Source organism: Neisseria sp. P0016.S008, assembly GCF_051957775.1.
In the GTDB taxonomy this organism is placed as follows: Bacteria; Pseudomonadota; Gammaproteobacteria; order Burkholderiales; family Neisseriaceae; genus Neisseria; species Neisseria flavescens_B.
The window spans coordinates 378,742-403,616 of sequence record NZ_JBQCWB010000001.1 but is presented as its reverse complement, the minus strand read 5'-3'; the positions used below and the strand labels follow the sequence as shown (position 1 = coordinate 403,616).

The following is a 24,875-nucleotide window of genomic DNA, read 5'->3' as shown; positions in this document are numbered from 1 at the left end:
TTGTTGTTAATCAGGGTTTTTGTCGTGGAATTCGTGGAATTCATAGTTGTAGGTCAGCTCTTTGCCGGCTTTGGTTTGCGCCAGATAATCGTCGTAAACCGCACGGATTTCCTTACGCAGCAGGAAGAGGGCGATTAAGTTCGGCAAGACCATAAAGCCGTTGAACATATCGGACATGCTCCAAACCAAATCCACTTTGCCCAATGTACCCAATACGATGGCCACCAAAACCAGTGTGCGGTAGATGCCCAAGTGTTTGCCGCGGAACAGGAAGCGGATATTGGATTCACCGAAGTAATACCAGCCGATGATGGTGGTAAAGGCGAAGAAGGTCAGACAGATGGCGAGCAGTTGCGAACCGAAACCCGGAAAGGCTTTGTTAAAAGCCAGTTGGGTAACCGCCGCGCCGGTTTCACCGGAGAGGTTGGCGTCGGTCAGCAGGATAATCAGCGCAGTTGCCGTGCAGACCATCAGCGTATCGATAAAGATACCGATAAATGCGGCCATACCTTGTTGCACGGGATGTTTGACGTTGGCGGTCGCATGAGCGTGCGGGGTCGAACCCATACCGGCTTCGTTAGAAAACAGGCCGCGTGCCACGCCGAAACGTACGGCCTCGCGCATACCGATACCGGCCGCACCGCCCAATACCGCTTCAGGATTAAAGGCGGCAACAAAAATATGGCTGAACATCGGAATGATGTGGTCGGAGAATTTGAACAAGATAATCACGGCACACAAGATGTAAATTACCGCCATAAACGGCACGACAAATTGCGCGATACTGGCAATGCGGTTGATGCCGCCGATGATAATCAGGCCGGCAAGTACGGCCACGGCAATACCGACCGCCATCGGCGGAATATTAAAAGCCAAATTCATGGCCGAGGCGATGGAGTTGGATTGGGTCGCGTTGCCGATGAAACCCAGCGCGATAATCAAGGCAATGGAGAAAAAGCCGGACAGGAAACGCGCCGCGCCCCGGCCGATTTTCGGGGTCAGGCCGTGCGTGATGTAAAACGCAGGGCCGCCGATGTATTTGCCGTGGCTGACCACGCGGTATTTTTGCGCCAAAACGGCTTCTGCAAAAATGGTAGACATGCCCAAAATGGCAGACAGCCACATCCAAAAAATGGCACCCGGGCCGCCGGCGGTAATCGCAGTGGCGACACCGGCAACGTTACCGGTACCGATTTGCGCGGAAATCGCCACGGCAAGCGCTTGGAATTGAGACAGGGATTTGCCTTCGTGGTCTTTGTCTTTTTTGCTGAACAAGCCGCCGAAAACGGATTTGAAACCTGTTCCTAATTTGGTAATTTGCGGTGCGCCCAAGTACAGGGTAAAAAACAGGCCGATGCCGATTAAGGCATAAATCAGCAGGTAGTCCCAAAGAACCAGATTGACTGCACCCACCAGAGCAGACAATATTCCTTCCATAATATAACCTTTAAGAAAAACAAATAAAAAGAAAATGATACGGGCAACTACTCCCGTTCATTTTCGCGGTTGGCAACAAGGGCGAGCAGGCCGTTTTGCCGTTTAATACCGGTTAAGTTGTTAACAATCCTGACCGATTTTGTCATCATACCGTAAACCTTCGTGAATTAAAACGAAAAACTGACAAAGGTTTGCCGCAAATATGCATCTTTAAAAAAGATTCTTTGTTTTTCAGACGGCCTGTTTTTGCAAATATTCGGGCCGTCTGAATATTTTGGGTAAAGACAACTTATGATAAAATGCACGCCTTACAAATAAAGCACATCCCGCCTCAGCGCGTGAAAAAACGAAAGGAATCAATATGGCAGGCCATAGTAAGTGGGCAAATATCCAACACAAAAAAGCCCGACAAGATGCCAAACGCGGCAAAATCTTCACCCGTCTGATTAAAGAAATTACCGTTGCTGCCCGCATGGGCGGCGGCGATCCCGGCGCCAACCCGCGCCTTCGCCTGGCTTTGGAAAAAGCCGCCGAAAACAATATGCCTAAAGACAACGTGCAACGTGCCATCGATAAAGGTACGGGCAATCTGGAAGGCGTGGAATACATCGAGTTGCGTTACGAAGGCTACGGCATCGGCGGCGCGGCTTTGATGGTGGACTGTCTGACCGACAACAAAACCCGTACCGTTGCCGACGTGCGCCATGCGTTCACTAAAAACGGCGGTAACTTGGGTACCGACGGCTGCGTAGCGTTCAACTTCGTGCATCAAGGCTATTTGGTGTTTGAACCGGGCGTTGACGAAGATGCGCTGATGGAAGCGGCTTTGGAAGCCGGTGCGGAAGACGTCATCACCAACGACGACGGTTCCATCGAAGTGATTACCGCGCCAAACGACTGGGCAGGCGTGAAAGCGGTATTGGAAGCCGCAGGTTACAAATCTGTTGACGGCGACGTTACCATGCGTGCCCAAAACGAAACCGAGTTGAGCGGCGAAGATGCGGTTAAGATGCAAAAACTGATTGACGCATTGGAAGATTTAGACGACGTACAAGACGTTTACACTTCTGCCGTGTTGAATCTGGACTAAACAGTTTAAAGAGTTTAAAGAACAAAAGGCCGTCTGAAATTTCAGACGGCCTTTTTATATTGAAACCAATCAGATTTTTCTGGTTTTCAACCAAGCCCAAAGCAGCAGTAATACGACAAAGCTGAAATACAAAATACTCCAAACCGGCAGGGCGACGCCGAATAGATAGTCCGGCTCGGCGCAGTTGCCAAAGCCGCGGACGATGGGTTCAAACCAATCGAACAAAGGCCAGTCGCGCAGGCGGAAGGTCCAAGGTGCGCCGCAGGAAGGGGCGGTGCCGGGCGGCAGGCTTTGCAACCAAATTTGATAGGCGGCGACACCGGCGCCGTAAACGGCCGGGGCGGCAATCAATAATGCCGAGAGCGAACGGGCAAATTTGGAAGACTGTGAGCTGAACGCCGTAATAATGGCCAACAGCCCGATACCCAATACGCACAAGCGTTGCAGGATGCACAATACGCACGGGTTCATGCCCAATACGTATTGGGAAATAAAGGAGCCGCAGGCGGCAAATATGGAGAGGAGGACTAAAAATAAAACAGTCTTGCGGAAAAAGTTCATGACATAAAACCTTTCAGACGGCCTGGACGCAAAACAGCCGATAAATAATGTTTACTTTAACACAAAACGCATATGCTTTTTTTGGTTTGACGGTTTTTTGCGTATGTTTGTTGATGTTGCGTAACCATATACATAGAAACAAAATGTGTCGTACAGAAAAGGCCGTCTGAAATGTTCAGACGGCCTTTAAGGGAGAGACGTTTTATTTTTTCCCGTGAGATTTCTTGACGTCTGCTTCAGTAATCGTACCGCCGCCATTATTAAAGGCGTTCATGATGTAAGTGGCAACGGCGGCGACATCGGCATCATTGATGGCGGTAGAAGGCATGAAGCCGTTGTAGGGTTTGCCGTTCACTTTAATCGGACCGTTGATGCCTTTGGTCATGCTTTGCAACAGGACTTGCGGTTTTTTGTTGATATAGTCGGACTGGAACAGTGGCGGGAACATGGCGCCACGGCCTTCGCCCTTTTTGCCGTGGCAGGCGGCGCAGTTGGTTTCGTAAATCTTTTGTCCTTTGCTCATCAGCGTGGCATCAGCGGCAAAAGCGGTTGGGAGGCTGAGTGCGCTCAGGAGGAGCAGGATAGGGCGGAGTGCAGTCATGATGTGTTCCTTTTTGAGTCGTGTTTTTGATGGCCACACGCTTGGTTTGCGTTTTAATAGCTTGATGATAACGCTAAAGGCCGTCTGAAAGTGGATTTTTCAGACGGCCTTTGGTTTAGGTCAAATCCAGCCTTGCAGATTGGCCCGGCTTAATTGGGCAAGTGCGGCAATCCAGTCGGCGGAATCGTTGAGGCAGGGGATGTAACGGTATTCTTTGCCGCCTGCGGCGTGGAATTGTTCGCGTCCCATAATGGCGATTTCTTCCATGGTTTCGAGGCAGTCGGCCAGGAAGCCGGGGCAGAATACGTCGAGTTTGGTCGTGCCTTGTTTCGGCAGCTGATCAAACAGGGCTTGCGTGCTGGGCTTGACCCATTGGGATTTGCCAAACTGGCTTTGGAAAGAAACAATGTATTCTTGTTCGGACAAGCCCAATGCCTGCGCCAGCAGTTTGGCAGTATGGTGGCACTCGTCAGGATAGGGGTCGCCGTCGTCGTGATGCTTTTGCGGAATGCCGTGGAAGCTCAACATCAGTTTTTCACCGCGTCCGTTTTGGGCCCAATAGGCTTCAATATGCTGCTTCATGGCTTGAATATAGGCGGCATCGTCGTAATAACGGGAGACGGTGCGGACGCTCATTTGGTTGCGTTGCAGCAATAACTCTTGAAGCACTTTGTCCAAAGCCGCGCCGGTGGAAGAGCCGGCATATTGCGGATAGAGCGGAATGACCAGCAACTTGCCCACGCCTTGGGCTTTAAGTTCCGCCAAAACATCGGCAACGCTCGGGTTGCCGTAAGTCATTGCATGACGGACGATGACATCGGGTAAATGTTTGGCCAGGGCTTCTGCTTGGCGGTGTGTGTAAACCTCAAGCGGCGAACCTTCTTTAAACCAAACTTTTTCATAGGCATGCGCGCTTTTTTTCGGGCGAAAAGTCAATACCAAGCCGCGCAATATCGGTTGCCATAAGAGCTTGGGCAGTTCGACAACGCGTTGATCAGAAAGAAATTCTTTCAAGTAGGGCTTGACTGCGGCAGCAGTGGGCGCGTCAGGCGTGCCGAGGTTGAGCAGTAGGACGGCGGTGCGGTTTTGTGCGGTATAGGCTAGAGCCGGTTCGGTATGGAAACGGGACATGATTGTGCTTTATTAATGATGAATATTGAGGCCGTCTGAAAAGCAGTTTGACTCAAAACCTGGTTTCAGACGGCCTTTAAAAGGATTAATCTACACCGCGGGCGCGGTTTTCATGGAATTGCGCCTGCCAATCGGCAAATTTGCCTTGTTCGATGGCTTCGCGCATTTCGGCCATGATAACTTGGTAGAAATGCAGATTGTGTATGGTATTGAGTTGTGCGCCCAGGATTTCGCCGACACGGTGCAGATGGTGCAGGTAGGAGCGGCTGAAATTCTGACAGGCGTAGCAGGTGCAGCTTTCGTCAATCGGACGCTTGTCGAGTTTGTGTTTGGCGTTTTTGATTTTCAAATCGCCAAAACGGGTAAACAGCCAGCCGTTACGCGCATTGCGGGTAGGCATGACGCAGTCGAACATATCCACGCCGTGTGCCACACCGTACACCAAGTCTTCAGGCGTGCCGACGCCCATCAAATAATGAGGTTTGTGTTCCGGCAGGATAGGGCCGACGGCGCGCAACATGCGGTACATTTCGGGCTTAGGTTCGCCAACGGATAAGCCGCCGATGGCCAAGCCGGGGAAATCGAGTTCTTCTAAACCTTTCAGCGATTCTTCGCGCAAATCTTCATACATCGCGCCTTGGACAATACCAAACAGCGCATTCGGGTTTTTCAGGTCTTCAAAAGCCTTTTTACTACGTTCCGCCCAGCGCAGGCTCATTTGCAGCGATTTTTGCGCTTGGCTGTGCGTTGCTTCGCCAGGGGTGCATTCGTCCAACTGCATCACGATGTCGGAATTCAACACGGTTTGGATTTTCATCGACACTTCGGGCGAGAGGAACAGTTTGTCGCCGTTGATCGGGCTTTGGAATGTACAGCCTTCTTCGGTTAGCTTGCGCATGTCAGACAATGAGAATACTTGGAAACCGCCCGAGTCGGTCAAAATCGGCTTATCCCAACCGATAAATTCGTGCAGGCCGCCGAATTGTTCGATGACTTCTAAACCTGGGCGCAGCCACAGATGGTAAGTGTTGCCTAAGATGATTTGCGCTTTGATGTCATGCAGGTTTTGCGGGTTCATCGCTTTGACCGAACCGTAAGTGCCGACCGGCATAAATACCGGCGTTTCGATTTTGCCGTGGTTCAGTTCCAAAGTACCGCGTCGGGCATGACCGTCTTTTTTGTGTAAGGTAAATTTGAGCATAATAATAAGAGATTGGACGTTCGCGTGTGTGCGAAATGAAAGGGCAGATTATAAAGGATTTTTCGTTGGTTGACGGCTGGATTTTATCTTTGTCAAAACAATGCTTCAGACGGCCTGAATAATAGAAGAAATAAAAAATGAGGCATAAATCAAACAAAAATATCCAGGCCGTCTGAAAAGTATTTACAGATGCTTGCAAAAGGGAACACGCTTCGTTACAATAAGCGACTTAGATGAAGGCACATAGCTCAGTTGGTTAGAGCACCACCTTGACATGGTGGGGGTCGTTGGTTCGAGTCCAATTGTGCCTACCAAATTTCCATAACGGCTTTATGCCGTTATTTTTTAATGTTTTGGAGCTTTCTGATGTTGAACATTACCTTGCCGGACGGTTCGGTCCGCCAATATGAATCACCCGTTACCGTGGCGCAAATTGCAGCGTCTATCGGTGCAGGTTTGGCAAAGGCAACGGTAGCAGGCAAGGTTAACGGTAAATTGGTGGATGCTTGCGATCCGATTACCGAAGATGCCCACGTTCAAATCATTACGCCTAAAGACAAAGAAGGCGTGGAAATTATCCGCCACTCCTGCGCGCACTTGGTCGGTCATGCGGTCAAGCAGCTCTACCCTGATGCCAAAATGGTTATCGGCCCGGTCATTGAAGACGGGTTCTATTACGATATTGCAACTGAAAAACCATTTACGCCTGATGATGTAGCCGCCATCGAAGCGCGCATGAAAGAATTGATTGCACAAGACTATGACGTCATTAAAGTGATGACGCCCCGTGCAGAAACCATCAAAATTTTCCAAGATCGCGGCGAAGAGTACAAATTGCGTCTGATTGAAGACATGCCTGAAGTGGAAGCAATGGGTATGTATCATCATCAAGAATACGTCGATATGTGCCGCGGTCCTCACGTTCCCAATACCCGTTTCTTGAAAAACTTCAAGCTGACCAAACTGGCAGGCGCATACTGGCGCGGCGACAGCAACAATGAAATGTTGCAACGTATTTACGGTACAGCCTGGGCAAGTAAAGACGAATTAAAAGCCTATATCCAACGCATCGAGGAAGCGGAAAAACGTGACCATCGTAAGTTGGGTAAACAATTGGATTTGTTCCACCTGCAAGATGAAGCGCCGGGTATGGTGTTCTGGCATCCTAAAGGCTGGGCTTTGTGGCAAGTGATTGAGCAGCATATGCGTAAAGAGCTGAATGCTGCCGGTTATAAAGAGGTGAAAACGCCTCAGATTATGGATAAAACCTTTTGGGAAAAATCCGGCCACTGGGAAAACTATAAAGACAATATGTTCGTGACCAGTTCAGAAAAACGCGAATACGCGGTTAAACCGATGAACTGTCCGGGGCATGTGCAAATTTTTAATAACGGCTTGCGCTCATATCGCGATTTGCCAATGCGTTTGGCTGAGTTCGGTTCTTGCCATCGTAATGAACCAAGCGGTGCGTTGCATGGTCTGATGCGTGTTCGCGGTTTTGTGCAAGATGATGCGCATATCTTCTGTACCGAAGATCAAATCGTTGATGAAGCACGCGCATTCAATGAGTTGCTGGTTCGCATTTATAAACAATTCGGCTTCCATGATGTTGCTGTGAAGTTGTCCCTCCGCCCTGAACAACGTGCAGGTTCTGACGAAGTTTGGGATAAGGCTGAACAAGGTCTGCGTGACGCGTTGACCGCTTGCGGCGTAGAGTGGGAAGAGTTGCCTGGCGAAGGCGCATTCTATGGTCCTAAGATTGAGTACCATGTCAAAGATGCCTTGGGTCGTTCTTGGCAGTGCGGTACCCTGCAGTTGGACTTCGTATTGCCGGAGCGTTTGAATGCCGAATATGTAACAGAAAACAACGATCGTGCGCGTCCTGTAATGTTGCACCGTGCTATTTTGGGTTCATTGGAGCGCTTCATCGGTATTCTGATTGAAAACCATGCAGGCTCATTCCCATTGTGGCTTGCGCCGGTTCAAATGGTGATTATGAATATCACCGAGAACCAAGCAGATTATTGTCGCGAAGTGGCTGCCAAATTGCAGGCGGCAGGCTTCCGTGTCGAATTGGATTTGCGTAACGAAAAAATCGGTTACAAAATCCGCGACAATAGCCAATACCGTTTCCCTTATCAAATCGTTGTCGGCGATAAAGAGAAACAAGAAAACAAAGTTGCGGTACGCCGCAAAGCAGAAGACTTGGGTTCTTTGAATGTAGATGATTTTATTGCACAATTGCAGCAAGAAATCACTGACGCCCTCGTCAATCATTAATTTTTATAGGAGTATTCATCATCGCTCAAGAACGCGAAGCACGAATCAATGGTGAAATTACCGCCAAAGAAGTGCGATTAATCAGTGAGTCAGGCGATCAGCTTGGTGTCGTTTCAGTTCGTGAAGCTCTGGCTATGGCCGAAGAGCAAGATGTCGATTTGGTAGAAATTTCCCCGACTGCCAAACCGCCCGTATGCAAACTGATGGATTACGGTAAATACAAATACCAACTAGCCAAGAAGCGCGACGAAGCCAAGAAAAACCAAAAGCAGGTACAAATCAAGGAAATTAAATTCCGTCCGGGTACTGATGAAGGCGACTATCAAATCAAGATGCGCAACATCAACCGTTTCCTCGCCGATGGTGACAAAGTCAAAGTGACATTGCGTTTCCGCGGTCGTGAGATGGCCCACCAACAATTGGGCGCCCAACTGCTTGAACGCGTAAAAGAAGAGTTGGCTGAAGTGGCACAAATCGAGTCCTTCCCTAAAATGGAAGGCCGCCAAATGGTGATGATGATTGCGCCTAAGAAAAAATAAAGCTATAATGCAAGGCTTATTTCGATTGCCGCTCGGAATAAGGTTTAATTAGCGGCAAAAACCGTGGTATTTTGGGTTCCAAGTGTTTGAAATTTATTTCAAAACCCCTTATACCTTATCTAATAACGAATGGAGTTTTCCAATGCCTAAAATGAAAACCAAGTCTAGCGCGAAAAAACGCTTTAAAGTACTGGGTAACGGTGGTGTAAAACGCGGTCATGCGTTCAAAAGTCACATCCTGACCAAAAAAACCACTAAAACTAAACGTCAATTGCGCGGCACCGCTATGGTGGATTCACGCGATTTGGCTTCTGTTGCTAAAATGTTGCCCTACGCTTAAGGAGTTTAGAATATGCCACGCGTAAAACGCGGTGTTACCGCTCGTGCTCGTCACCAAAAAGTCTTCGCGTTAGCCAAAGGCTACCGCGGTCGTCGTAAAAACGTTTACCGTGTTGCCAAACAAGCGGTAATGAAAGCCGGTCAATACGCATACCGTGACCGTCGCCAACGCAAACGTCAATTCCGTCAACTGTGGATCGTTCGTATCAACGCAGGTGCTCGTGAAAATGGTCTGTCTTACAGCAAATTCATGAATGGCCTGAAACGCGCTACTATCGAAATCGACCGTAAAGTATTGGCTGATTTGGCTGTATTCGACAAAGCTGCATTTGCACAATTGGTTGAAAAAGCTAAAGCTGCTTTGGCTGCCTAATTCGATAAGATTATTTAAAAAGGAAGCTTATGCTTCCTTTTTTCTTTTCTTAAAGAAATCCTATGTAGTTGATTTTCTTTCTTTAAACTCTATTTTTTTATACTAATTTGCGATAAAATAGGCCTCTCTTATCAAACGGATTGGCCGCAGTAAGACAAAAGGCCGTCTGAACGGGTTTGTAATCAAATCCAACAGACGGCTTTGTTGTTTCAGACGGCCTGCCATCAACAAACAGACGATAAACCACTATGGAAAATGTAAACCGTATCGTTGCAGAAGGTATTGCCGCTATTGAAGCCGCGCAAGACTTCAATGCCTTAGAACAAATTAAAGCACGCTATCTTGGTAAAACCGGTGAATTGACCGGACTTTTGAAAACTTTGGGTCAAATGTCTCCTGAAGAGCGTAAAACCATAGGCGCGCACATCAACGAATGCAAAAATCAGTTTCAGACGGCCTTTAATGCCAAGCGCGATGCCCTGAATGAAGCCAAGCTGCAAGCCCAATTGGCCGCAGAAGCCTTGGATATTACTTTGCCGGGTCGTGCGCAAGAACATGGCGGTTTGCATCCAGTCACTTTGACTTTGCAACGTGTGGTTGAGCTGTTTCACGGTATGGGTTTTGAAGTGGCGGACGGCCCTGAAATCGAAGACGATTTCCATAATTTCCAAGCCTTGAATATTCCTGCAAATCACCCCGCGCGTGCGATGCAAGATACTTTCTACGTTGAAAACGGCGACGTTTTGCGTACACACACTTCGCCTATTCAAATCCGCTATATGCTCGACAAAAAAGAGCCGCCTATCCGCATTATTGCCCCCGGCCGCGTTTACCGTGTGGACAGTGATGCCACTCACTCGCCTATGTTCCATCAGGCCGAAGGTTTGTGGGTGGAAGAGGGTGTCACTTTTGCCGACTTGAAAGCAGTGTTCACTGATTTTATCCGTCGCTTCTTTGAACGCGATGACCTGCAAGTGCGTTTCCGTCCGTCTTTCTTCCCGTTCACCGAGCCTTCTGCCGAAATTGACATTATGGGCGAAAACGGCAAATGGTTGGAAGTAGGCGGTTGCGGTATGGTACATCCTAACGTGTTGAAAAATGTGAATATCGACCCTGAGAAATATACCGGTTTTGCCTTTGGCATTGGTCTCGACCGCTTCGCCATGTTGCGCTACAACGTCAATGATTTGCGCTTGTTCTTTGATAACGATTTAAACTTCTTGAAGCAGTTTAAATAAATTTCAAATAAACCCAATGGATAAATTAACCCCGGAGCAGCGTAAAAAATGCATGCAGTCCAACAAAAGTAAAGGGACGAAGCCCGAGCTTGTGTTGGCGAAGGCAATGTGGGCTTTGGGACTCAGGTATCGGAAAAATAGCGGAAGCATTTTTGGAAAACCTGATTTTTCGTTTAAAAAATATAAAGTTGCCGTATTTGTCGATGGGGAATTCTGGCATGGTAAGGATTGGGAACAGAAAAAAGCGGAAATAAAGGGAAATCGTGAGTTTTGGATTGCCAAAATTGAGCGCAATATCCAAAGGGATATAGAAGTAACAGGCTGTCTGAAAGCCGAGGGCTGGACGGTTTTACGTTTTTGGAGTAACGATGTCGTTAAAGATACAACCAGCTGTGCAGAAAAAGTCAAAGAAATCATCCGAGCAAGAAGAATTGATTTACAAAAACGAAATTAAGGGTGGTAATCAAGGCGAATACTTGGAAGAAAAAGCAGCTCAATACAGCCTTTTTGAAAACAGTGGTACTTTTCAGACGGCCTTGAAGCCCAAATTTACCTTTATCGATTTGTTTGCAGGTATTGGTGGCTTCCGCATAGCGATGCAGAACTTGGGCGGAAAATGTGTGTTCTCGAGTGAGTGGGACGAGAAAGCTAAACAGACTTATGAGGCCAATTTCGGAGAAGTGCCGTTTGGCGATATTACTTTGGAAGAAACCAAACAATATATTCCAAAGCAGTTTGATGTGTTGTGTGCGGGTTTCCCCTGCCAAGCCTTTTCGATTGCCGGTCGGCGTGGGGGATTTGAGGATACGCGCGGTACATTGTTTTTCGATGTGGCGGAAATTATCCGCAGGCACCGTCCCAAGGCATTCTTTTTGGAAAACGTAAAAGGATTGACCAATCACGACCGAGGCAGGACGTTGCAGACGATATTGAATACGCTGAGGGAAGATTTGGGGTATTTTGTACCCGAGCCGAAAATTGTCAACGCAAAGGATTTCGGCGTGCCGCAAAACCGCGAAAGGATTTTTATTGTCGGCTTTCGGGGAGATACCGATATTAAAGATTTCGAATATCCCGAACCGACAGGAATTCAGGTAGCCTTTAAGGATATACGGGAAAAAGATACCGTGCCGACAAAATATTATTTGTCCACTCAATACATCGATACTTTAAGAAAACACAAACAAAGGCATGAAGAAAAGGGTAATGGGTTCGGATATGAAATTATTCCCGATGACGGGATTGCCAATGCGATTGTCGTCGGCGGCATGGGGAGGGAGCGGAATTTGGTAATCGACAAACGCATTACTGATTTTACTCCGACCACCAATATCAAAGGCGAGGTAAACCGTGAGGGAATCAGAAAAATGACCCCGCGCGAATGGGCAAGGCTGCAAGGATTTCCTGAGGAGTTCAAAATCCCCGTCGCGGATGCTTCCGCATATAAACAATTTGGCAATTCAGTTGCCGTGCCGGCGATTCAGGCGGTGGCTGAGAAGATATTAGCAAAATTGGAGAGTCTGAATGGTTAAGAAAAAAGAAGATAGTGGCGTAATCCAAGAGGTGGTAAAGAAACTAATTTTGCAAACCCCTATACAGAAGCAATGGAAGCCAAGTGAGTTTATCTCTGTTTATTGGAAAGAATATAAAGAAAATTTTCCTCCCAACAATTCTGTAAATGGCGGTGTGTTCGAACAGCTTTTAATTTTATCCCTACTTAGGGAGGGAATAAGTCCGATTTATACACAAGCGCAACTGGCATTTGTTCCAAATGTTAATTTGGATATTGTTTTATACAATCGGAAGACACCAGTTACAATAAGTGCCAAAACAACATTGCGAGAAAGATGGAAACAGGCAGATTTGGAAGCTATGGCTACAAAATATGTTCACAGGGAAGCTAAATGTTATGTCTTAACTTTGTCTGAAAAAGAGGTGTCGGCTAGACGTAAAGAAGAGAACAGCTATATGGGAATAGATGCCTTTATTTTGGCAAATACCAATGAATATGACAAACTGATTGAGAAGCTGAAAGAAATAAAGATTTCAGAAAGCGAAAGCGTGAAAATCATTCAAACTGATGAACGTATATATAACCATGATGTTATTAAGGATATTTATCATATTTCGTTTTGAGTACCCGCAGTGTACTGCATAGATTAACCAGCCCTAACAAATTACCTCGAAACCCCAAAAGCAGCCTGCGCATTTTCAGGTAGCCTTAAACGCCGTCTGAAAACAAAATCTGATAGAAAAGTTAATTAATTGATTGAGAAAATAACATGCAATTCTCCTACTCATGGCTGAAAACCCAAGCCAATCCTGATCTTTCTGCCGATAAACTGGAACATCTTTTGACCATGGCTGGTTTGGAAGTGGAAGAAATCGATACTGCTGCCCCTGCTTTCAGTGGCGTGGTTGTTGCCGAAGTAAAATCTGTTGAAAAACATCCTGATGCAGACCGTTTGAACGTTACCCAAGTTGATGCCGGTACGGGTGAGTTGGTTCAGATTGTTTGTGGTGCGCCAAATGTCAAGCCGGGTATTAAAGTGCCGTGTTCGTTGCCGGGTGCCGTTTTGCCGGGCAATTTCAAAATTAAGCCGACTAAAATGCGCGGCATCCCATCAAACGGTATGCTGTGTTCGACCAATGAACTAGGTTTGCCTGATGATGGTGTAGACGGTCTGCATATTCTGCCTGAAGATGCGCCTGTCGGTGCCAATATCCGTGAATACTTGGATTTGGACGATACGCTGTTTACGTTGAAAATTACGCCTAACCGCGCTGATTGCTTGAGTGTTAAGGGTATCGCGCGTGAGGTTTCTGCGTTAACTCAATGTGCGTTTACGCCTGTTGAAATTCAGACGGCCTCTATCGGCAGTGAGAAAAAACAGGCTGTCCGTATTGATGCACCGGCTGACTGCGGCCGTTTTATCAGCCGCGTTATTGAAAATGTCAACGCGAAAGCGGCTACTCCCGATTGGATGAAACAACGTTTGGAACGCAGCGGTATCCGCAGCATTTCCGCATTGGTGGACATTGGTAACTATGTCATGCTGGAAATCGGTCAGCCTATGCATGTTTTCGATGCTGACAAGCTGTCAGGCAGTTTGATTGTCCGCCGTGCTCAAAATGGCGAGACTTTGGCGTGCCTGAATGAGAAGACGGTTACTTTGGCTGACAATACACTGGTGGTCGCTGATGAAAAAGGTGCGTTGAGCTTGGCCGGCTTGATGGGCGGCGAGGCAAGCGCGGTTTCTGATGAGACGCAAAATATTGTGTTGGAAGCTGCTTGGTTTGCTCCGGAGATTATTGCTGGTAAATCCCGTCAATACGGTTTTGGCTCGGATTCTTCTTTCCGTTTTGAACGTGGTGTGGATTACCGCTTGCAAGCTGATGCCATTGAGCGTGCTACCGAATTGGTGTTACAGATTTGCGGTGGCGCGGCCGGTGAAATGGTTGAAGCACAAGGCAAATTGCCTGAGGCAAAACAGGTCGAATTGCGTTTAGGCCGTCTGAAAACGGTATTGGGCGTTGAAATCCCTGCCGAGCAAGTCGAAATTATCTTGCAACACTTGGGTTTGCAGCCTGAGAAAACTGCAGAAGGCTTCTGTGTCACTTCTCCTAGCTTCCGTTTCGATATCGAAATCGAAGCCGATTTGATTGAAGAAATCGGCCGCGTTTACGGTTATGAAAATATTCCTGACGACTATACTTCAGGCCGTCTGAAAATGTTGGCATTGCCTGAAACCAAACGCCCGCGTTTTGCGGTTTATAACGAAATGGCGGCTCGCGGTTACCGCGAAGTGGTCAGCTATGCGTTTGTGGATGAGCAATGGGAGCAAGACTTTGCTGCCAATACCAATCCTATCCGCCTGCAAAATCCGTTGGCGGCGCAGTATGCCGTCATGCGTTCTACGCTTATCGGCGGTTTGGTGGAAGTTTTGCAAAACAATTTGAACCGCAAGCAAAACCGAGTACGCGTGTTTGAAATTGCCCGTGTGTTCAGCAAAGATTCGGCTGATCAATTTGTTCAAAACGAACGTATCGGCGGTTTGTGGTATGGCTCCGTATTGCCTGAGCAATGGGGTGAAAAAACACGCAACGTAGATTTTTACGATATGAAAGCCGATGTTGAGAGCCTTTTGAAAAACAAGGAAGTATCCTTTGTTAAGACCGAACATCCGGCATTGCATCCTGGTCGTGCCGCCAATATTGTTTCAGACGGCAAAGTAGTTGGTTTTGTTGGCGAGTTGCATCCGAAATGGCTGCAAAAATATGATTTGCCACAAGCGCCGCTGGTATTTGAAATCGATATGGATGCGGTATTGGGTCGTGAGAAAACCCGTTACCAGTCCGTATCCAAATTCCAACCTGCACGCCGAGATTTGGCATTTGTAATGCCTGAAGCTGTAACGCATGATGATTTGTTAAATGCCCTGAAAGCGGCGGAGAACAAGCTGGTTCAAGAAATCAGCGTGTTTGACGTTTACCGCGGTACGGGCGTGCCTGAAGGCATGAAGAGTGTTGCCGTCAAAATCATTTTGCAAGATATGGAAAACACGCTGACAGATGAAGTCATCGAGCCTTTGGTTGCGAAAATGATTAAAGCGGCAGCCGAAAAAGACGCACAGCTTCGCGCTTAAAATAAGATAAAAGTTGTCGCTAAAAATCGCCAATAATATTTGATTTTTGGGTGAGGACTTGATTTTTAAAAGAATTTTGGTAATAATTGCACCAGTTTGAATGAAGGTAAACACATGACACTAACTAAAGCAGAATTGGCTGATATTTTGGTCGACAAAGTCAGCAACGTCACCAAGAATGATGCCAAAGAAATCGTCGAGCTCTTTTTTGAAGAAATTCGCAGCACTTTGGCGCGTGGTGAAGAAATTAAAATTTCCGGTTTCGGTAATTTCCAATTGCGCGACAAACCTCAACGCCCTGGCCGTAACCCTAAAACAGGCGAAGAAGTGCCGATTACCGCACGCCGTGTGGTAACTTTCCATGCCAGCCAAAAACTCAAAGGCATGGTGGAGCATTACTATGACAAACAACAATAATCCGGTTATCCCTGCCAAGCGTTATTTTACGTTGGATGAAATGTGCCAATTGGTGCAAATCAGTCCGGCTCAGTTTGCCCAATGGCAACATGAAAATAATGTTGTGATTGGATACGGTGGCGATCGATATACGCGCTCAGATGTGGTTAAGTTGTTGAAACTGAAAGATACGTTTGAACCGTACATCGATACGTTCAGCCGTGGCGCTTTGGATGCAAACGGCAATCCTGCCGCCAATGCAGAAGAAGTCCGTCATGGTCTGATGCAGATTTTGTCTGATTTGGAGCGTCATCTGGGTTCTGAACAACAAAACCACCATGTCGAGCCGTAATCGATAAGGAAATTGTGATCAAAAGTGCGAAGGCATACAAAGATTTGCATGATTGATTATTGTAAAGGCTGTTTGAATTGTTTTCAGACGGCCTTTATTGTTTTATATTGCTTTCGAAATATCAGAATCTTGATTGCAAATGATTCTATGAAATAGCCGTAAATGTTATACTTAGCCTCTTGTTTGCCGATTGGGAAGAAATAGTCATTAGATAATGCGGATAAATGCCGCTTTTTCATGGCAGACTGAGGTTTTTAAAACAAATGTAACGGCAGAATAAACAGGCTGCCGGACAACATTCAAATCGATGAAATGGATAGCAGAAAATGAGCAGAATCCAACACACTTTCTCAGCGCTCAATGGCGCAAAAGCACTGATTCCTTATATTACGGTGGGCGATCCCAGCCTTGAGACAACCTTGGCATTGATGCATAGCCTGGTGGCTAATGGTGCTGATATTTTGGAACTGGGTGTGCCGTTTTCTGACCCGATGGCGGATGGCCCGACTATTCAACGTGCGGCTGAAAGGGCGTTGGCAAATCATGTTTCTTTGCGCGACGTATTGGAAACAGTACGCTTGTTCCGCCAAACCAATGATAAAACGCCGGTTGTGTTAATGGGCTATTTGAACCCTGTACACAAAATGGGTTATCAGGCGTTTGCGCAAGCGGCTGCCGAGGCAGGCGTTGATGGCGTGTTGACCGTAGATTCTCCGGTAGAAACCATTGCGCCTTTGCATGAGTCATTGAAAGCACAAGGTATTGATTGTATTTTCCTTATTGCACCAACGACAACTGAGGAGCGTATTCAAACGATTGCCAAAGTAGCCGGCGGTTTTGTGTATTATGTATCGCTCAAAGGTGTAACCGGTGCGGCAAGTTTGGACACTGAAGAAGTTTCGCGTAAAATAGAGCTTTTGCGCAAATACATTGATATTCCGATTGGTGTCGGCTTCGGCATTAATAATGCGGAGAGTGCGCGTAAGATTGGTGCGGTGGCAGATGCCGTTATTGTCGGCAGCCGTATCGTCAAAGAGATTGAAAGCCACGCGGGTAGCGAGGCTGAAGCAGTAGGCGCGTTGGTTAAAGAGTTGAAAGACGCGATTCGCTAAATTTTTCCATTCCATTATTTCAGACGGCCTTACGTTCGACTGGCCGTCTGAATTCTGAATCCTAAGGAGTTATTCATGAGCTGGCTAGATAAAATTCTTCCTCCGAAAATTAAAAACCGAAGCAGTTCGTCCAGCGTCCCTGAAGGTCTGTGGCACAAATGTCCGTCTTGTTCAGCAACGGTTTACTCAACCGAGTTGAAACAAAACAGCGAAGTCTGCCCGAAATGTAATCATCACAATCCGCTTTCTGCGCGCGAACGTTTGGACCTGCTTTTGGATGAAGAAGGCCGTGAAGAGATTGCAGCCAATATTAAACCGACAGACCCGCTGAAATTTAAAGACAGCAAAAAATATCCGGACCGCCTCACTGCTGCGCGTAAAGCAACCGGCGAAGACGATGCTTTGGTCGTTATGAAAGGCACCATGAACGGCCTGCCTGTCGTGGTGGCTGCTTTTGAATTCCGCTTTATCGGCGGCTCTATGGGTTCGGTAGTGGGTGAGCGCTTTGTGCAGGGTGTGCGCCGTGCTGTTGCAGATAATTGTTCGTTTATTTGCGTGGCAGCTTCCGGTGGTGCGCGTATGCAGGAAGGTTTGAACTCTTTGATGCAGATGACGAAAACCAGCGCGGCTTTGCATTTGCTGACTGAAAAACGTCTGCCGTTTATTTCCGTATTGACCGATCCGACCATGGGCGGCGTATCTGCCAGCTTTGCCTTCTTGGGCGATGTGGTTTTGGCAGAACCAAATGCTCTGATTGGTTTTGCTGGTCCGCGCGTTATCGAGCAGACTGTACGCGAAACCCTGCCGGAAGGTTTCCAGCGTGCAGAATTCTTGTTGGAGAAGGGCGCAATCGACCAAATCGTCGATCGCCGTTCCATGAAAAAACGTATCAGCGATTTAATTACCTTGTTGCGTCATGAAGGTAAAGTAACTGCTGCTTGATGAACACAGTAAGAAAGGCCGTCTGAAAATAATATTTCAGACGGCCTTTTTGATTATTGATGATTAAGCAGTCAATGCGGCTTTCAAGACCTTGTTGACTTCACCCATGTCGGCTTTGCCGGCCAGACGGGTTTTTAGTACGCCCATGACTTTGCCCATATCTGCCATGCCTGATGCACCGGTTTCTGTAATGGCTGCTTCAACGACAGTCTTGATTTCTTCTGCAGACATCATTTGAGGCAGGTAGCGGTTGAGGATTTCGATTTCCGCGTTTTCTTTGTCAGCCAAATCTTGACGGCCGGCTTCGGTATAGATTTTGGCACTGTCTTTGCGTTGTTTCACCATTTTGGTCAGGATGGAGATGACTTTGGCGTCATCGGCTTCAGTGCGCTCATCTACTTCAAATTGTTTGATGGCGGCATTAATCAGGCGGATGGTGCTTAAAGACACTTGGTCTTTGGCACGCATGGCGATTTTCATGTCTTCGGTTAATTGTGTTTTTAGGCTCATAATGTTCTCACTTTATATAAAAAGATGCCGTCTGAAAAACAAAACACACCGCAAAGCTGCCCTTGCGGTGTGTCGTTTATCACAGGGCAGGCCTGTAATTAGTACATTTTAGGAGGCAGTTGTTGGCTGCGCAGACGTTTTTGCAGACGTTTAGCTGCAGCAGCTTTTTTGCGTTTGCGTTCGGTAGTTGGTTTTTCGTACGCTTCACGGGCGCGCAGTTCGGTCAACAGACCGGTTTTTTCTACGGCACGTTTGAAACGACGCATGGCAACTTCAAATGGTTCATTCTCTTTAACACGAATAGCAGGCATTTTATTTCCTTTAAATTTTGTTCAATCAAACCGTTTTAAGAAATAGAGGACGGTTTGTCATAATGGGGGAGTTGTTGTATCGCTGGTTTGCCTAGGGCAGGGCGGGATACGCGCCGTGATGTAAACATCACCTCCTAACAAGTCGGCTTTTGCCGTGCAAGTGACCTTTTCGGTCAGAAACAATCGGGCGATTATCTTATAAACCCGATAGTATGTCAAGATTGCAGGCCGTCTGAACGTTTGATTCTGTCTCACTTTTCAGACGGCCTATCGGGTATTAATAGCGGCCAGGAACCGTACCCATACGTTGTTTCAACGAAGTTTGCGGTTCATTGAACAATGATGCGTAATAAGTCGCGTTGGTCATGACTTTTTTCACGTAATCACGGGTTTCGGTGAATGGGATGGTCTCGGCGTAGATGGCTCCTTCCAAAGGCGAAGAAGCCTGCCAGTTGCGGGCGCGACCGGGGCCGGCATTGTAGCCTGCGGTGGCCATCACTTCGTTATTTTGCAGGCGGCGTTTGGCATCTGCCATGTACCAAGTACCCATGCGGATGTTGCCGTCCATGGTGTAGAGTTCGCTGCTGCTCATGCCGATTTTACCTGCAATTTCGCGGGCGGTTGCAGGCATAACCTGCATCAGGCCTTGTGCGCCGACGCTGGATTGCGCGCCCATGACAAAGCGGCTCTCTTGACGAATCAAACCGTAAACCCATGCTGGGTCAACGCCTGCCTGTGCGGCATAGCGGACGGTCAGGTCTTTAAACGGAGAGAGGTAGCGCAGTTTGTAGTTGAGTTTGTGGTCGGTACGGTCTGCGCTGTTGATTGCCATGTCGTAGAACTGGTTGTCAAAAGCGACTTGTGCGGCAGTCAGCAGGTTGTCTTCATTGAAGTCGCGGGTGGCAAAACGCCATTCTGCCTGTGCCTGACGGCGCATTTTGGAGTCGCCGTTGCTTTGGCTGTTTTTAAACAGAACCAATGCGCGTTTGATGGCGCCGTCTTCGCTCATGCGGCGGACGTCTCTGGCATCGGCATCGGAAACGTTGTTGCGCGTATTGATGCGGCGGCCCAGTTCTTCACCTGCCATTACGGCGTAGAAATTGCGGCCGGAAGCGGCAGCTTTTTCGTACATTTCTTTGGCTTGGCTGCTTTTGCCTTGTGCGGCAAAGCTGCGGCCCAGCCAATATTGCCATGTCGGGTCTTTTTGCAGTTTTTCAGGCATATGCTGAATCACGCTTGCCAATTCGTCCCAACGTTGTAGGCGCAAAGCGGCGCGTGCGTACCATTCCAATTGTTCGTCGGTCAGTTGCTTGTGGTCGGAAACGCGGCCGTAGTAGCTCAAAGCAGTCGGCATGTTTTGGCTTTGTGCATGGTGGTGGCCCAGTACGCCCCATGCGAAGCTGCGTTGTTCGCGGCTGAGGCCGGATTCCATGTCGGACAGGGTAGCGGCGGCAGAAGCGGATTTGCGTGCATCTTTGCCGATCACGCTCAACAGGCTGTATTCGGTCGCACCTTGCGCGCCACCTTCAAATGGGCTGCCCAATGCGGCGGCGAGGTTGCGTGCATCTGTGGTTTGGCTGTTGCTCAACAAGCCGCGCACGCGACGCCATGCGTCGTTGGTGTTCAGACGGCCTGAAGCTGCCGCGCTTTCAACCAAGCGGGTACAGCCGGCAGGCAGTTTGCCGGTCACGCGAACCAGTTCGGCGGCTTTGCTGTAATTGCCGCTGCTCAAATCGGCATAACATTGGACTTCTTGTGCGACGCCGGCGGCGTTCAATTTACTGAATTCTTGACGGAATAAATCCCATTGGCCGCGCGCGCCCAAGGTTTTCAGCCATTCGTTGCGGACGTTTTCAGCCATTGCGCTGTCGCTGGCTTGGGATAAAAATTGTTGTACCCATGCATCGTCGCCGCGTTTGGCGGCATCGATGGCGCTTTGGTATTGGCTGTAATCGGACAGGACTTTGGATTCGCTGTCGGCGCGGCGTGAAGGAATAGAAGTAGATTTAGGCTGAACGACGGTTTCGGTTTTCGAAGCAGTCGGTGTGTTTTGGGTGGCGCACGCCAATAAAACAGCGGCGGTAATCAAGCTGAGGGAGAGAGGGAAAAGACGTTGAACGTTCATTGGATACCGTGTCGTTTTTAGAATCAAAATAACTGCTTATTTTAAATGATTTATGCGGAATAACCGAATTACAAACCGATATTTACATTTTCAAAGCCCGGAAATGACTAAGGCCGTCTGAAATATGAAACACTTTTGAGGTATTCTTATTTCAGACGGCCTTTTATGAAGGAAGTCGTCAATCGGGTTTGTGTTCGATATAGTCTTGCGGTTTGTCGGCTTTGCCGGTGCGCGTAACCGTATATTCGCCTTCGATAATATCTTCATCATCTTTGGCGGAGCTGTAAGTCTGGCGGCTTTGGAAAGACTGCGTAGAAGAAACGGCCGCATTGCCTTTAAACGGAATCAGCAAGAGCAGGGCAACGGCGGTTGAAATAAAGCCGGGGCTGAGCAGGAAAACCGCGGCGGCAGTATAGCGAATCGGCCACAGCATCTGATAGAGGGAAATGTTTTGTCCGCTGCGGACGGCTGCGCCTGCGAGCAATAAGCCGGAGATGCCGGTATGGCGCAGCATAAAGATACCGCTGATAAAGCTGACGGCCATCACAAACAGCGTCCAGCCGCCGCCTATCCAGTCGGCAACCCAGACGATGGACATGATTTCCAAAAAGATTAAAACCAAAAAACCGATTCCAAAATACTGCATAAGTGTTTGTTCCTTCATTCAACGGATAGTGTCGATTGTCTTCTATCTAGATAAAGATAAACCTTATTTTTTCAAGCAAATGCTGTGTGAAAAAGGGTAAACGGGCGATGAGGCCGTCTGAACGGAGATAAAAAGAAGGCAGATGTTTCAGACGGCCTTTAGATATTCTATCGCATCACATTGTTCCAATCACTTTCAAAATAACTGACGAGAATTTGGTTGTTCAAATAATTTGCTTCAACCTTGCGCCTTGCCATATCGGGCGGAAAACGGAACATTTCGGCGACAGTCTGGGCATTAAGATAGCGGGTGGGTACGTCGAATTTTTGCGGAATGGGGAAGTTTTGGTCAAACCCTGCCAACACAAATCCCCATTCGCCAAAGGAAGGGACGTAGACATGATAGGGCGCGGTATTCAACTTGGCCGCTTCGAGGGTGGCAACGACCGACCAGTAGGCATTGGGTGCAAAATAAGGCGAAGTCGATTGCACAACAATCTTGCCTTTCGGCTCAAGATGGCGGGCAACGAGGCGGTACATGGGGACGGAGTAGAGTTTGCCCAGTGAGAAATTGGACGGGTCGGGCAGGTCGATGATGATAACGTCGAATTTTTCAGACGACCCTTCCAGCCATTTGGCGGCATCGTCGTTGATGACGTGCATTTTGGGATGGGACAGCGAACCTTGGTTGAGCGCGCTCAAGGTAGCGGAGGTTTTAAAAGTGGCGGTCATGTCGGGATCGAGATCGACCAAAGTAACATTTTTGACCTGCGGATATTTCAAGACTTCGCGTGCCGCCAATCCGTCTCCGCCGCCGAGAATCAGGACGCGTTCGGCGTTCGGCACCATCTGCATGGCAGGCAGAACGAGTGCTTCATGATAACGGGCTTCGTCGCGTGAGGAGAATTGCAGGTTGCCGTTGATATAGAGACGGGTATCGTCTTTCCAGCGTGTAACGACCAGCCGTTGGTAGGGAGAATGGCTTTGATAGACGACGGGATCGCCGAAATAGCTTTGTTCGGCTTTGAAAGAGATACGGTCGGCGTAGGCGAAGGCGGCGGCGAGGACGGACAAGACAATCAGCGCGCGCAGGCGGATGGCGTGGTAGCGGGGTAATTCGGATTTGAATACACGCGCGGTCAGGTAGGCGACGGCGGCGTTGAAAATGCCAAATAACAAGGCGGAACGCGCCATGCCGAGTTTGGGGGCGAGCAGAAGCGGAAATAATAACGAGACGGCAAGTGCGCCCAAGTAGTCGAAGGTCAATACTTTGGAAACGAGTTCTTTAAATTCTGCACCTTTTTGGTTTAACACGCGCATGACCAAAGGAATTTCCATGCCGACAACCATGCCGACAATCAGTACAAAAGCGTAGAGCAGTGTGCGGAACGGGGCGGCGGATAAACCGAAGGCCACAAATAATGCCAGCGCAGAAATGCCGCCGATGATGCCGACCAGAAGTTCGATTTCGATGAAGCGGTGCAATACGTCTTTATCTTTGATGTATTGGGTCAGGTGCGCGCCGATGCCCATCGAGAAAAGATAAAGTCCGATGACGGAGGAAAACTGCAAAATACTGTCGCCCAAAAGATAGCTTGCGAGCGCGGCGATGATGAGCTCGTAAGCGAGGCCGCAGCTGGCGACGATGAAAACAGAGATAATGAGGGTGCGGTGGGCATTCATGATGACGTTTTTGTGGCTTGAGTGTGGGCAATGTAATGATTTTTAGGGTGGGCTGCAAGTTTATTTATAGGATGTAGAAAAGGCCGTCTGAACAAATTGTTTCAGACGGCCTTTAATCTGTCAGGCATTAATAGCGGTGTTTGAATACCATGCCCACTGCGTAAGAAGATTTTTTCGGCAAATCTTGGTCGTATTTCGGATTGACGTTTTCTTTCAACCAGCCGGCGCCGAGTGTGGCGGTTGTCCGTTTGGAGAAGCTGTAATCGGTGCTGACGGCGACGTGTTTGTAGTCCTCGCCGATAGAGCTTTTACCGTAGGCGAAGCCGATTTGAGGTTTGAAATTGCCTACTTTGTATGAGCCGGACACCATAAATTCTTTGGTGTTGTTGATTTCTTTGTCGTAAGAACCGGCTACGTTGCCTGCCGCATCTTTCCATACGCCCCAGCAGCTGAAGCCGTCGCAAGTGTTTTTGGCGTATTGGAACGCGGCATCGACGGAGATTTTGTCTTTGCTGTATCCGGCCATGAAAGCGTGGGCTTGGAAGTCTTTGGTTTCGGTCGGAGAGTCGTTGGGTGCGTATTCGGCAGCGTAGTGGGCGTTAAAGCCGTTGTTGGGGTGGTAGTAGTCCACGCCCCAGCCGAAGACCCAGTCGCCGTCACGTTTTTTATCCGGATTCCAGTCGTTGTTGTTGCGCGCGGCATTGGAACCTGGGGAGACGTTGAATTTGAATTGGAAACCGTTTTTCCAAGGCGATTCATAAGCCATGGAAACGCGGCGTTGGCCGAAACGGGAAATTTTGCCGAATTCCAAAATCGGGCTGTTGGTGTCGAACGGATTCAGATAAATGCTGTTCATAGGGGTACTGATGTAACCCATTTTGACGGTGCCGAGGTTTTTGTAACTGTTGAGCGCGACGTATGAGTCGGCAGTACCCCAGCCGCCCCAGCGATCGGAATCGAAGTAAATAAAGGAGCCAAGTTGCCATTTCAACCATAAGTCGTTGTTGAGTCGTACTTCATCGGAGAGATAAAGACTGGAACTTTTATCGGAAATGGTTGTATTGGTTACACCGGTTTTATTGTTGTGTTCGACCTCGGTCATGATGTAGATGGTGCCGCTCATTTTAGGTTCGGCGTGGGCGGCACTTAGGGAAGAGCCTATGAGGGCAGTGGCAATAAAGTAAGATAACTTCTTCATTTGATTCTCCTTTTTATGTCTTTTTCTTGCTTATGGCGAAAGAGTTCGGATAATCTTATTTGACAAAACATAAAAAATCAATACATTTGTAACTTATCGTAGGATAAATTGAAAAATAGTTTTCAGTTACGTATTTTTGTGTTAATTTGCCGACAATCTTAGACG

Annotated in this window: 25 protein-coding genes and 1 tRNA gene; 15 read left to right on the top strand and 11 right to left on the bottom strand. The window is 48.1% G+C overall.

What is annotated here, in order from left to right; translation table 11 throughout:
- Nucleotides 1–6: 6 nt before the first annotated feature.
- Nucleotides 7–1,437, bottom strand: a complete 1,431-nt coding sequence (locus ACTHS8_RS01930) for an alanine/glycine:cation symporter family protein (protein ID WP_107867697.1) — start codon at nucleotides 1,435–1,437, stop codon at nucleotides 7–9.
- Between the two features lie 361 nt (nucleotides 1,438–1,798).
- Between ACTHS8_RS01930 and ACTHS8_RS01925 the strand changes: the two genes are divergently transcribed.
- Nucleotides 1,799–2,527: a YebC/PmpR family DNA-binding transcriptional regulator gene (locus ACTHS8_RS01925; protein ID WP_440372814.1), complete on the top strand. Its 729-nt coding sequence runs from the start codon at nucleotides 1,799–1,801 to the stop codon at nucleotides 2,525–2,527.
- Between the two features lie 69 nt (nucleotides 2,528–2,596).
- Here ACTHS8_RS01925 and ACTHS8_RS01920 read toward each other — a convergent pair whose 3' ends face one another.
- The 4 genes from ACTHS8_RS01920 to tgt all read right to left on the bottom strand — a co-directional run bounded on the left by ACTHS8_RS01920 (nucleotide 2,597) and on the right by tgt (nucleotide 6,021).
- On the bottom strand, nucleotides 2,597–3,088 hold the full coding sequence (locus ACTHS8_RS01920; RefSeq protein ID WP_440372813.1) for a disulfide bond formation protein B: 492 nt from the start codon (nucleotides 3,086–3,088) through the stop codon (nucleotides 2,597–2,599).
- A 202-nt stretch (nucleotides 3,089–3,290) separates the two neighbouring features.
- Nucleotides 3,291–3,689 (bottom strand): c-type cytochrome, encoded by a 399-nt coding sequence (locus ACTHS8_RS01915; protein WP_440372812.1) that lies wholly within the window; start codon nucleotides 3,687–3,689, stop codon nucleotides 3,291–3,293.
- A gap of 120 nt (nucleotides 3,690–3,809) precedes the next feature.
- Nucleotides 3,810–4,820 (bottom strand): ferrochelatase, encoded by a 1,011-nt coding sequence (gene hemH, locus ACTHS8_RS01910; RefSeq protein ID WP_440372811.1) that lies wholly within the window; start codon nucleotides 4,818–4,820, stop codon nucleotides 3,810–3,812.
- Nucleotides 4,821–4,905: 85 nt separating this feature from the next.
- A complete protein-coding gene (tgt, locus tag ACTHS8_RS01905) occupies nucleotides 4,906–6,021 on the bottom strand; it encodes a tRNA guanosine(34) transglycosylase Tgt (RefSeq protein WP_003745960.1) in 1,116 nt (371 codons plus the stop codon).
- A gap of 237 nt (nucleotides 6,022–6,258) precedes the next feature.
- Here tgt and ACTHS8_RS01900 point away from each other — a divergent pair.
- The 14 genes from ACTHS8_RS01900 (at nucleotide 6,259) to accD (ending at nucleotide 18,238) form a co-directional block, all read left to right on the top strand.
- Nucleotides 6,259–6,335 (top strand) — tRNA-Val (locus ACTHS8_RS01900).
- Nucleotides 6,336–6,387: 52 nt separating this feature from the next.
- The gene (gene thrS, locus ACTHS8_RS01895; protein WP_070838676.1) at nucleotides 6,388–8,301 is read left to right on the top strand and encodes a threonine--tRNA ligase; all 1,914 of its coding nucleotides are present in this window, start codon (nucleotides 6,388–6,390) and stop codon (nucleotides 8,299–8,301) included.
- A 17-nt stretch (nucleotides 8,302–8,318) separates the two neighbouring features.
- Nucleotides 8,319–8,840: a translation initiation factor IF-3 gene (gene infC, locus ACTHS8_RS01890; RefSeq protein ID WP_440372852.1), complete on the top strand. Its 522-nt coding sequence runs from the start codon at nucleotides 8,319–8,321 to the stop codon at nucleotides 8,838–8,840.
- A 142-nt stretch (nucleotides 8,841–8,982) separates the two neighbouring features.
- A complete protein-coding gene (gene rpmI, locus ACTHS8_RS01885) occupies nucleotides 8,983–9,180 on the top strand; it encodes a 50S ribosomal protein L35 (RefSeq protein ID WP_003675505.1) in 198 nt (65 codons plus the stop codon).
- Nucleotides 9,181–9,192: 12 nt separating this feature from the next.
- Complete coding sequence (gene rplT / locus ACTHS8_RS01880) at nucleotides 9,193–9,552, top strand: 50S ribosomal protein L20 (RefSeq protein ID WP_070645019.1); 360 nt, start codon at nucleotides 9,193–9,195, stop codon at nucleotides 9,550–9,552.
- Nucleotides 9,553–9,800: 248 nt separating this feature from the next.
- Complete coding sequence (pheS, locus tag ACTHS8_RS01875; RefSeq protein ID WP_003683075.1) at nucleotides 9,801–10,790, top strand: phenylalanine--tRNA ligase subunit alpha; 990 nt, start codon at nucleotides 9,801–9,803, stop codon at nucleotides 10,788–10,790.
- A gap of 16 nt (nucleotides 10,791–10,806) precedes the next feature.
- On the top strand, nucleotides 10,807–11,244 hold the full coding sequence (locus tag ACTHS8_RS01870) for a very short patch repair endonuclease (protein WP_440372810.1): 438 nt from the start codon (nucleotides 10,807–10,809) through the stop codon (nucleotides 11,242–11,244).
- Nucleotides 11,222–12,322 (top strand): DNA cytosine methyltransferase, encoded by a 1,101-nt coding sequence (locus tag ACTHS8_RS01865; protein ID WP_440372809.1) that lies wholly within the window; start codon nucleotides 11,222–11,224, stop codon nucleotides 12,320–12,322. Before ACTHS8_RS01870 ends, ACTHS8_RS01865 begins: the two co-directional genes overlap by 23 nt.
- On the top strand, nucleotides 12,315–12,926 hold the full coding sequence (locus tag ACTHS8_RS01860; protein ID WP_440372808.1) for a hypothetical protein: 612 nt from the start codon (nucleotides 12,315–12,317) through the stop codon (nucleotides 12,924–12,926). Before ACTHS8_RS01865 ends, ACTHS8_RS01860 begins: the two co-directional genes overlap by 8 nt.
- A gap of 146 nt (nucleotides 12,927–13,072) precedes the next feature.
- Nucleotides 13,073–15,436 carry a phenylalanine--tRNA ligase subunit beta gene (gene pheT / locus ACTHS8_RS01855; protein WP_440372807.1) on the top strand — a complete coding sequence of 788 codons (2,364 nt, stop codon included), beginning with the start codon at nucleotides 13,073–13,075 and terminating at the stop codon, nucleotides 15,434–15,436.
- A gap of 114 nt (nucleotides 15,437–15,550) precedes the next feature.
- Nucleotides 15,551–15,853, top strand: coding sequence for an integration host factor subunit alpha (locus ACTHS8_RS01850; protein ID WP_003680933.1), 303 nt, complete (start codon nucleotides 15,551–15,553; stop codon nucleotides 15,851–15,853).
- Nucleotides 15,837–16,184 carry a hypothetical protein gene (locus ACTHS8_RS01845; RefSeq protein WP_222570392.1) on the top strand — a complete coding sequence of 116 codons (348 nt, stop codon included), beginning with the start codon at nucleotides 15,837–15,839 and terminating at the stop codon, nucleotides 16,182–16,184. Before ACTHS8_RS01850 ends, ACTHS8_RS01845 begins: the two co-directional genes overlap by 17 nt.
- A 326-nt stretch (nucleotides 16,185–16,510) precedes the next feature.
- A complete protein-coding gene (trpA, locus tag ACTHS8_RS01840) occupies nucleotides 16,511–17,296 on the top strand; it encodes a tryptophan synthase subunit alpha (RefSeq protein ID WP_063076402.1) in 786 nt (261 codons plus the stop codon).
- A gap of 75 nt (nucleotides 17,297–17,371) precedes the next feature.
- Complete coding sequence (gene accD / locus ACTHS8_RS01835) at nucleotides 17,372–18,238, top strand: acetyl-CoA carboxylase, carboxyltransferase subunit beta (protein WP_063076403.1); 867 nt, start codon at nucleotides 17,372–17,374, stop codon at nucleotides 18,236–18,238.
- A 63-nt stretch (nucleotides 18,239–18,301) separates the two neighbouring features.
- Here the strand turns inward: accD and ACTHS8_RS01830 are convergent, their stop codons facing one another.
- From ACTHS8_RS01830 to ACTHS8_RS01805, 6 genes are all read right to left on the bottom strand, one after another.
- Nucleotides 18,302–18,748 (bottom strand): GatB/YqeY domain-containing protein, encoded by a 447-nt coding sequence (locus ACTHS8_RS01830; protein WP_063076404.1) that lies wholly within the window; start codon nucleotides 18,746–18,748, stop codon nucleotides 18,302–18,304.
- Nucleotides 18,749–18,846: 98 nt separating this feature from the next.
- Nucleotides 18,847–19,059 (bottom strand): 30S ribosomal protein S21, encoded by a 213-nt coding sequence (gene rpsU / locus ACTHS8_RS01825; protein WP_003680926.1) that lies wholly within the window; start codon nucleotides 19,057–19,059, stop codon nucleotides 18,847–18,849.
- Between the two features lie 277 nt (nucleotides 19,060–19,336).
- A complete protein-coding gene (locus ACTHS8_RS01820) occupies nucleotides 19,337–21,184 on the bottom strand; it encodes a transglycosylase SLT domain-containing protein (protein ID WP_440372806.1) in 1,848 nt (615 codons plus the stop codon).
- A 178-nt stretch (nucleotides 21,185–21,362) separates the two neighbouring features.
- Nucleotides 21,363–21,830: an FxsA family protein gene (locus ACTHS8_RS01815; protein ID WP_440372805.1), complete on the bottom strand. Its 468-nt coding sequence runs from the start codon at nucleotides 21,828–21,830 to the stop codon at nucleotides 21,363–21,365.
- 167 nt (nucleotides 21,831–21,997) lie between these two features.
- Nucleotides 21,998–23,515 (bottom strand): polyamine aminopropyltransferase, encoded by a 1,518-nt coding sequence (locus ACTHS8_RS01810; protein ID WP_440372851.1) that lies wholly within the window; start codon nucleotides 23,513–23,515, stop codon nucleotides 21,998–22,000.
- Between the two features lie 124 nt (nucleotides 23,516–23,639).
- The gene (locus ACTHS8_RS01805) at nucleotides 23,640–24,710 is read right to left on the bottom strand and encodes a porin (protein ID WP_315112667.1); all 1,071 of its coding nucleotides are present in this window, start codon (nucleotides 24,708–24,710) and stop codon (nucleotides 23,640–23,642) included.
- Nucleotides 24,711–24,875: the final 165 nt, after the last annotated feature.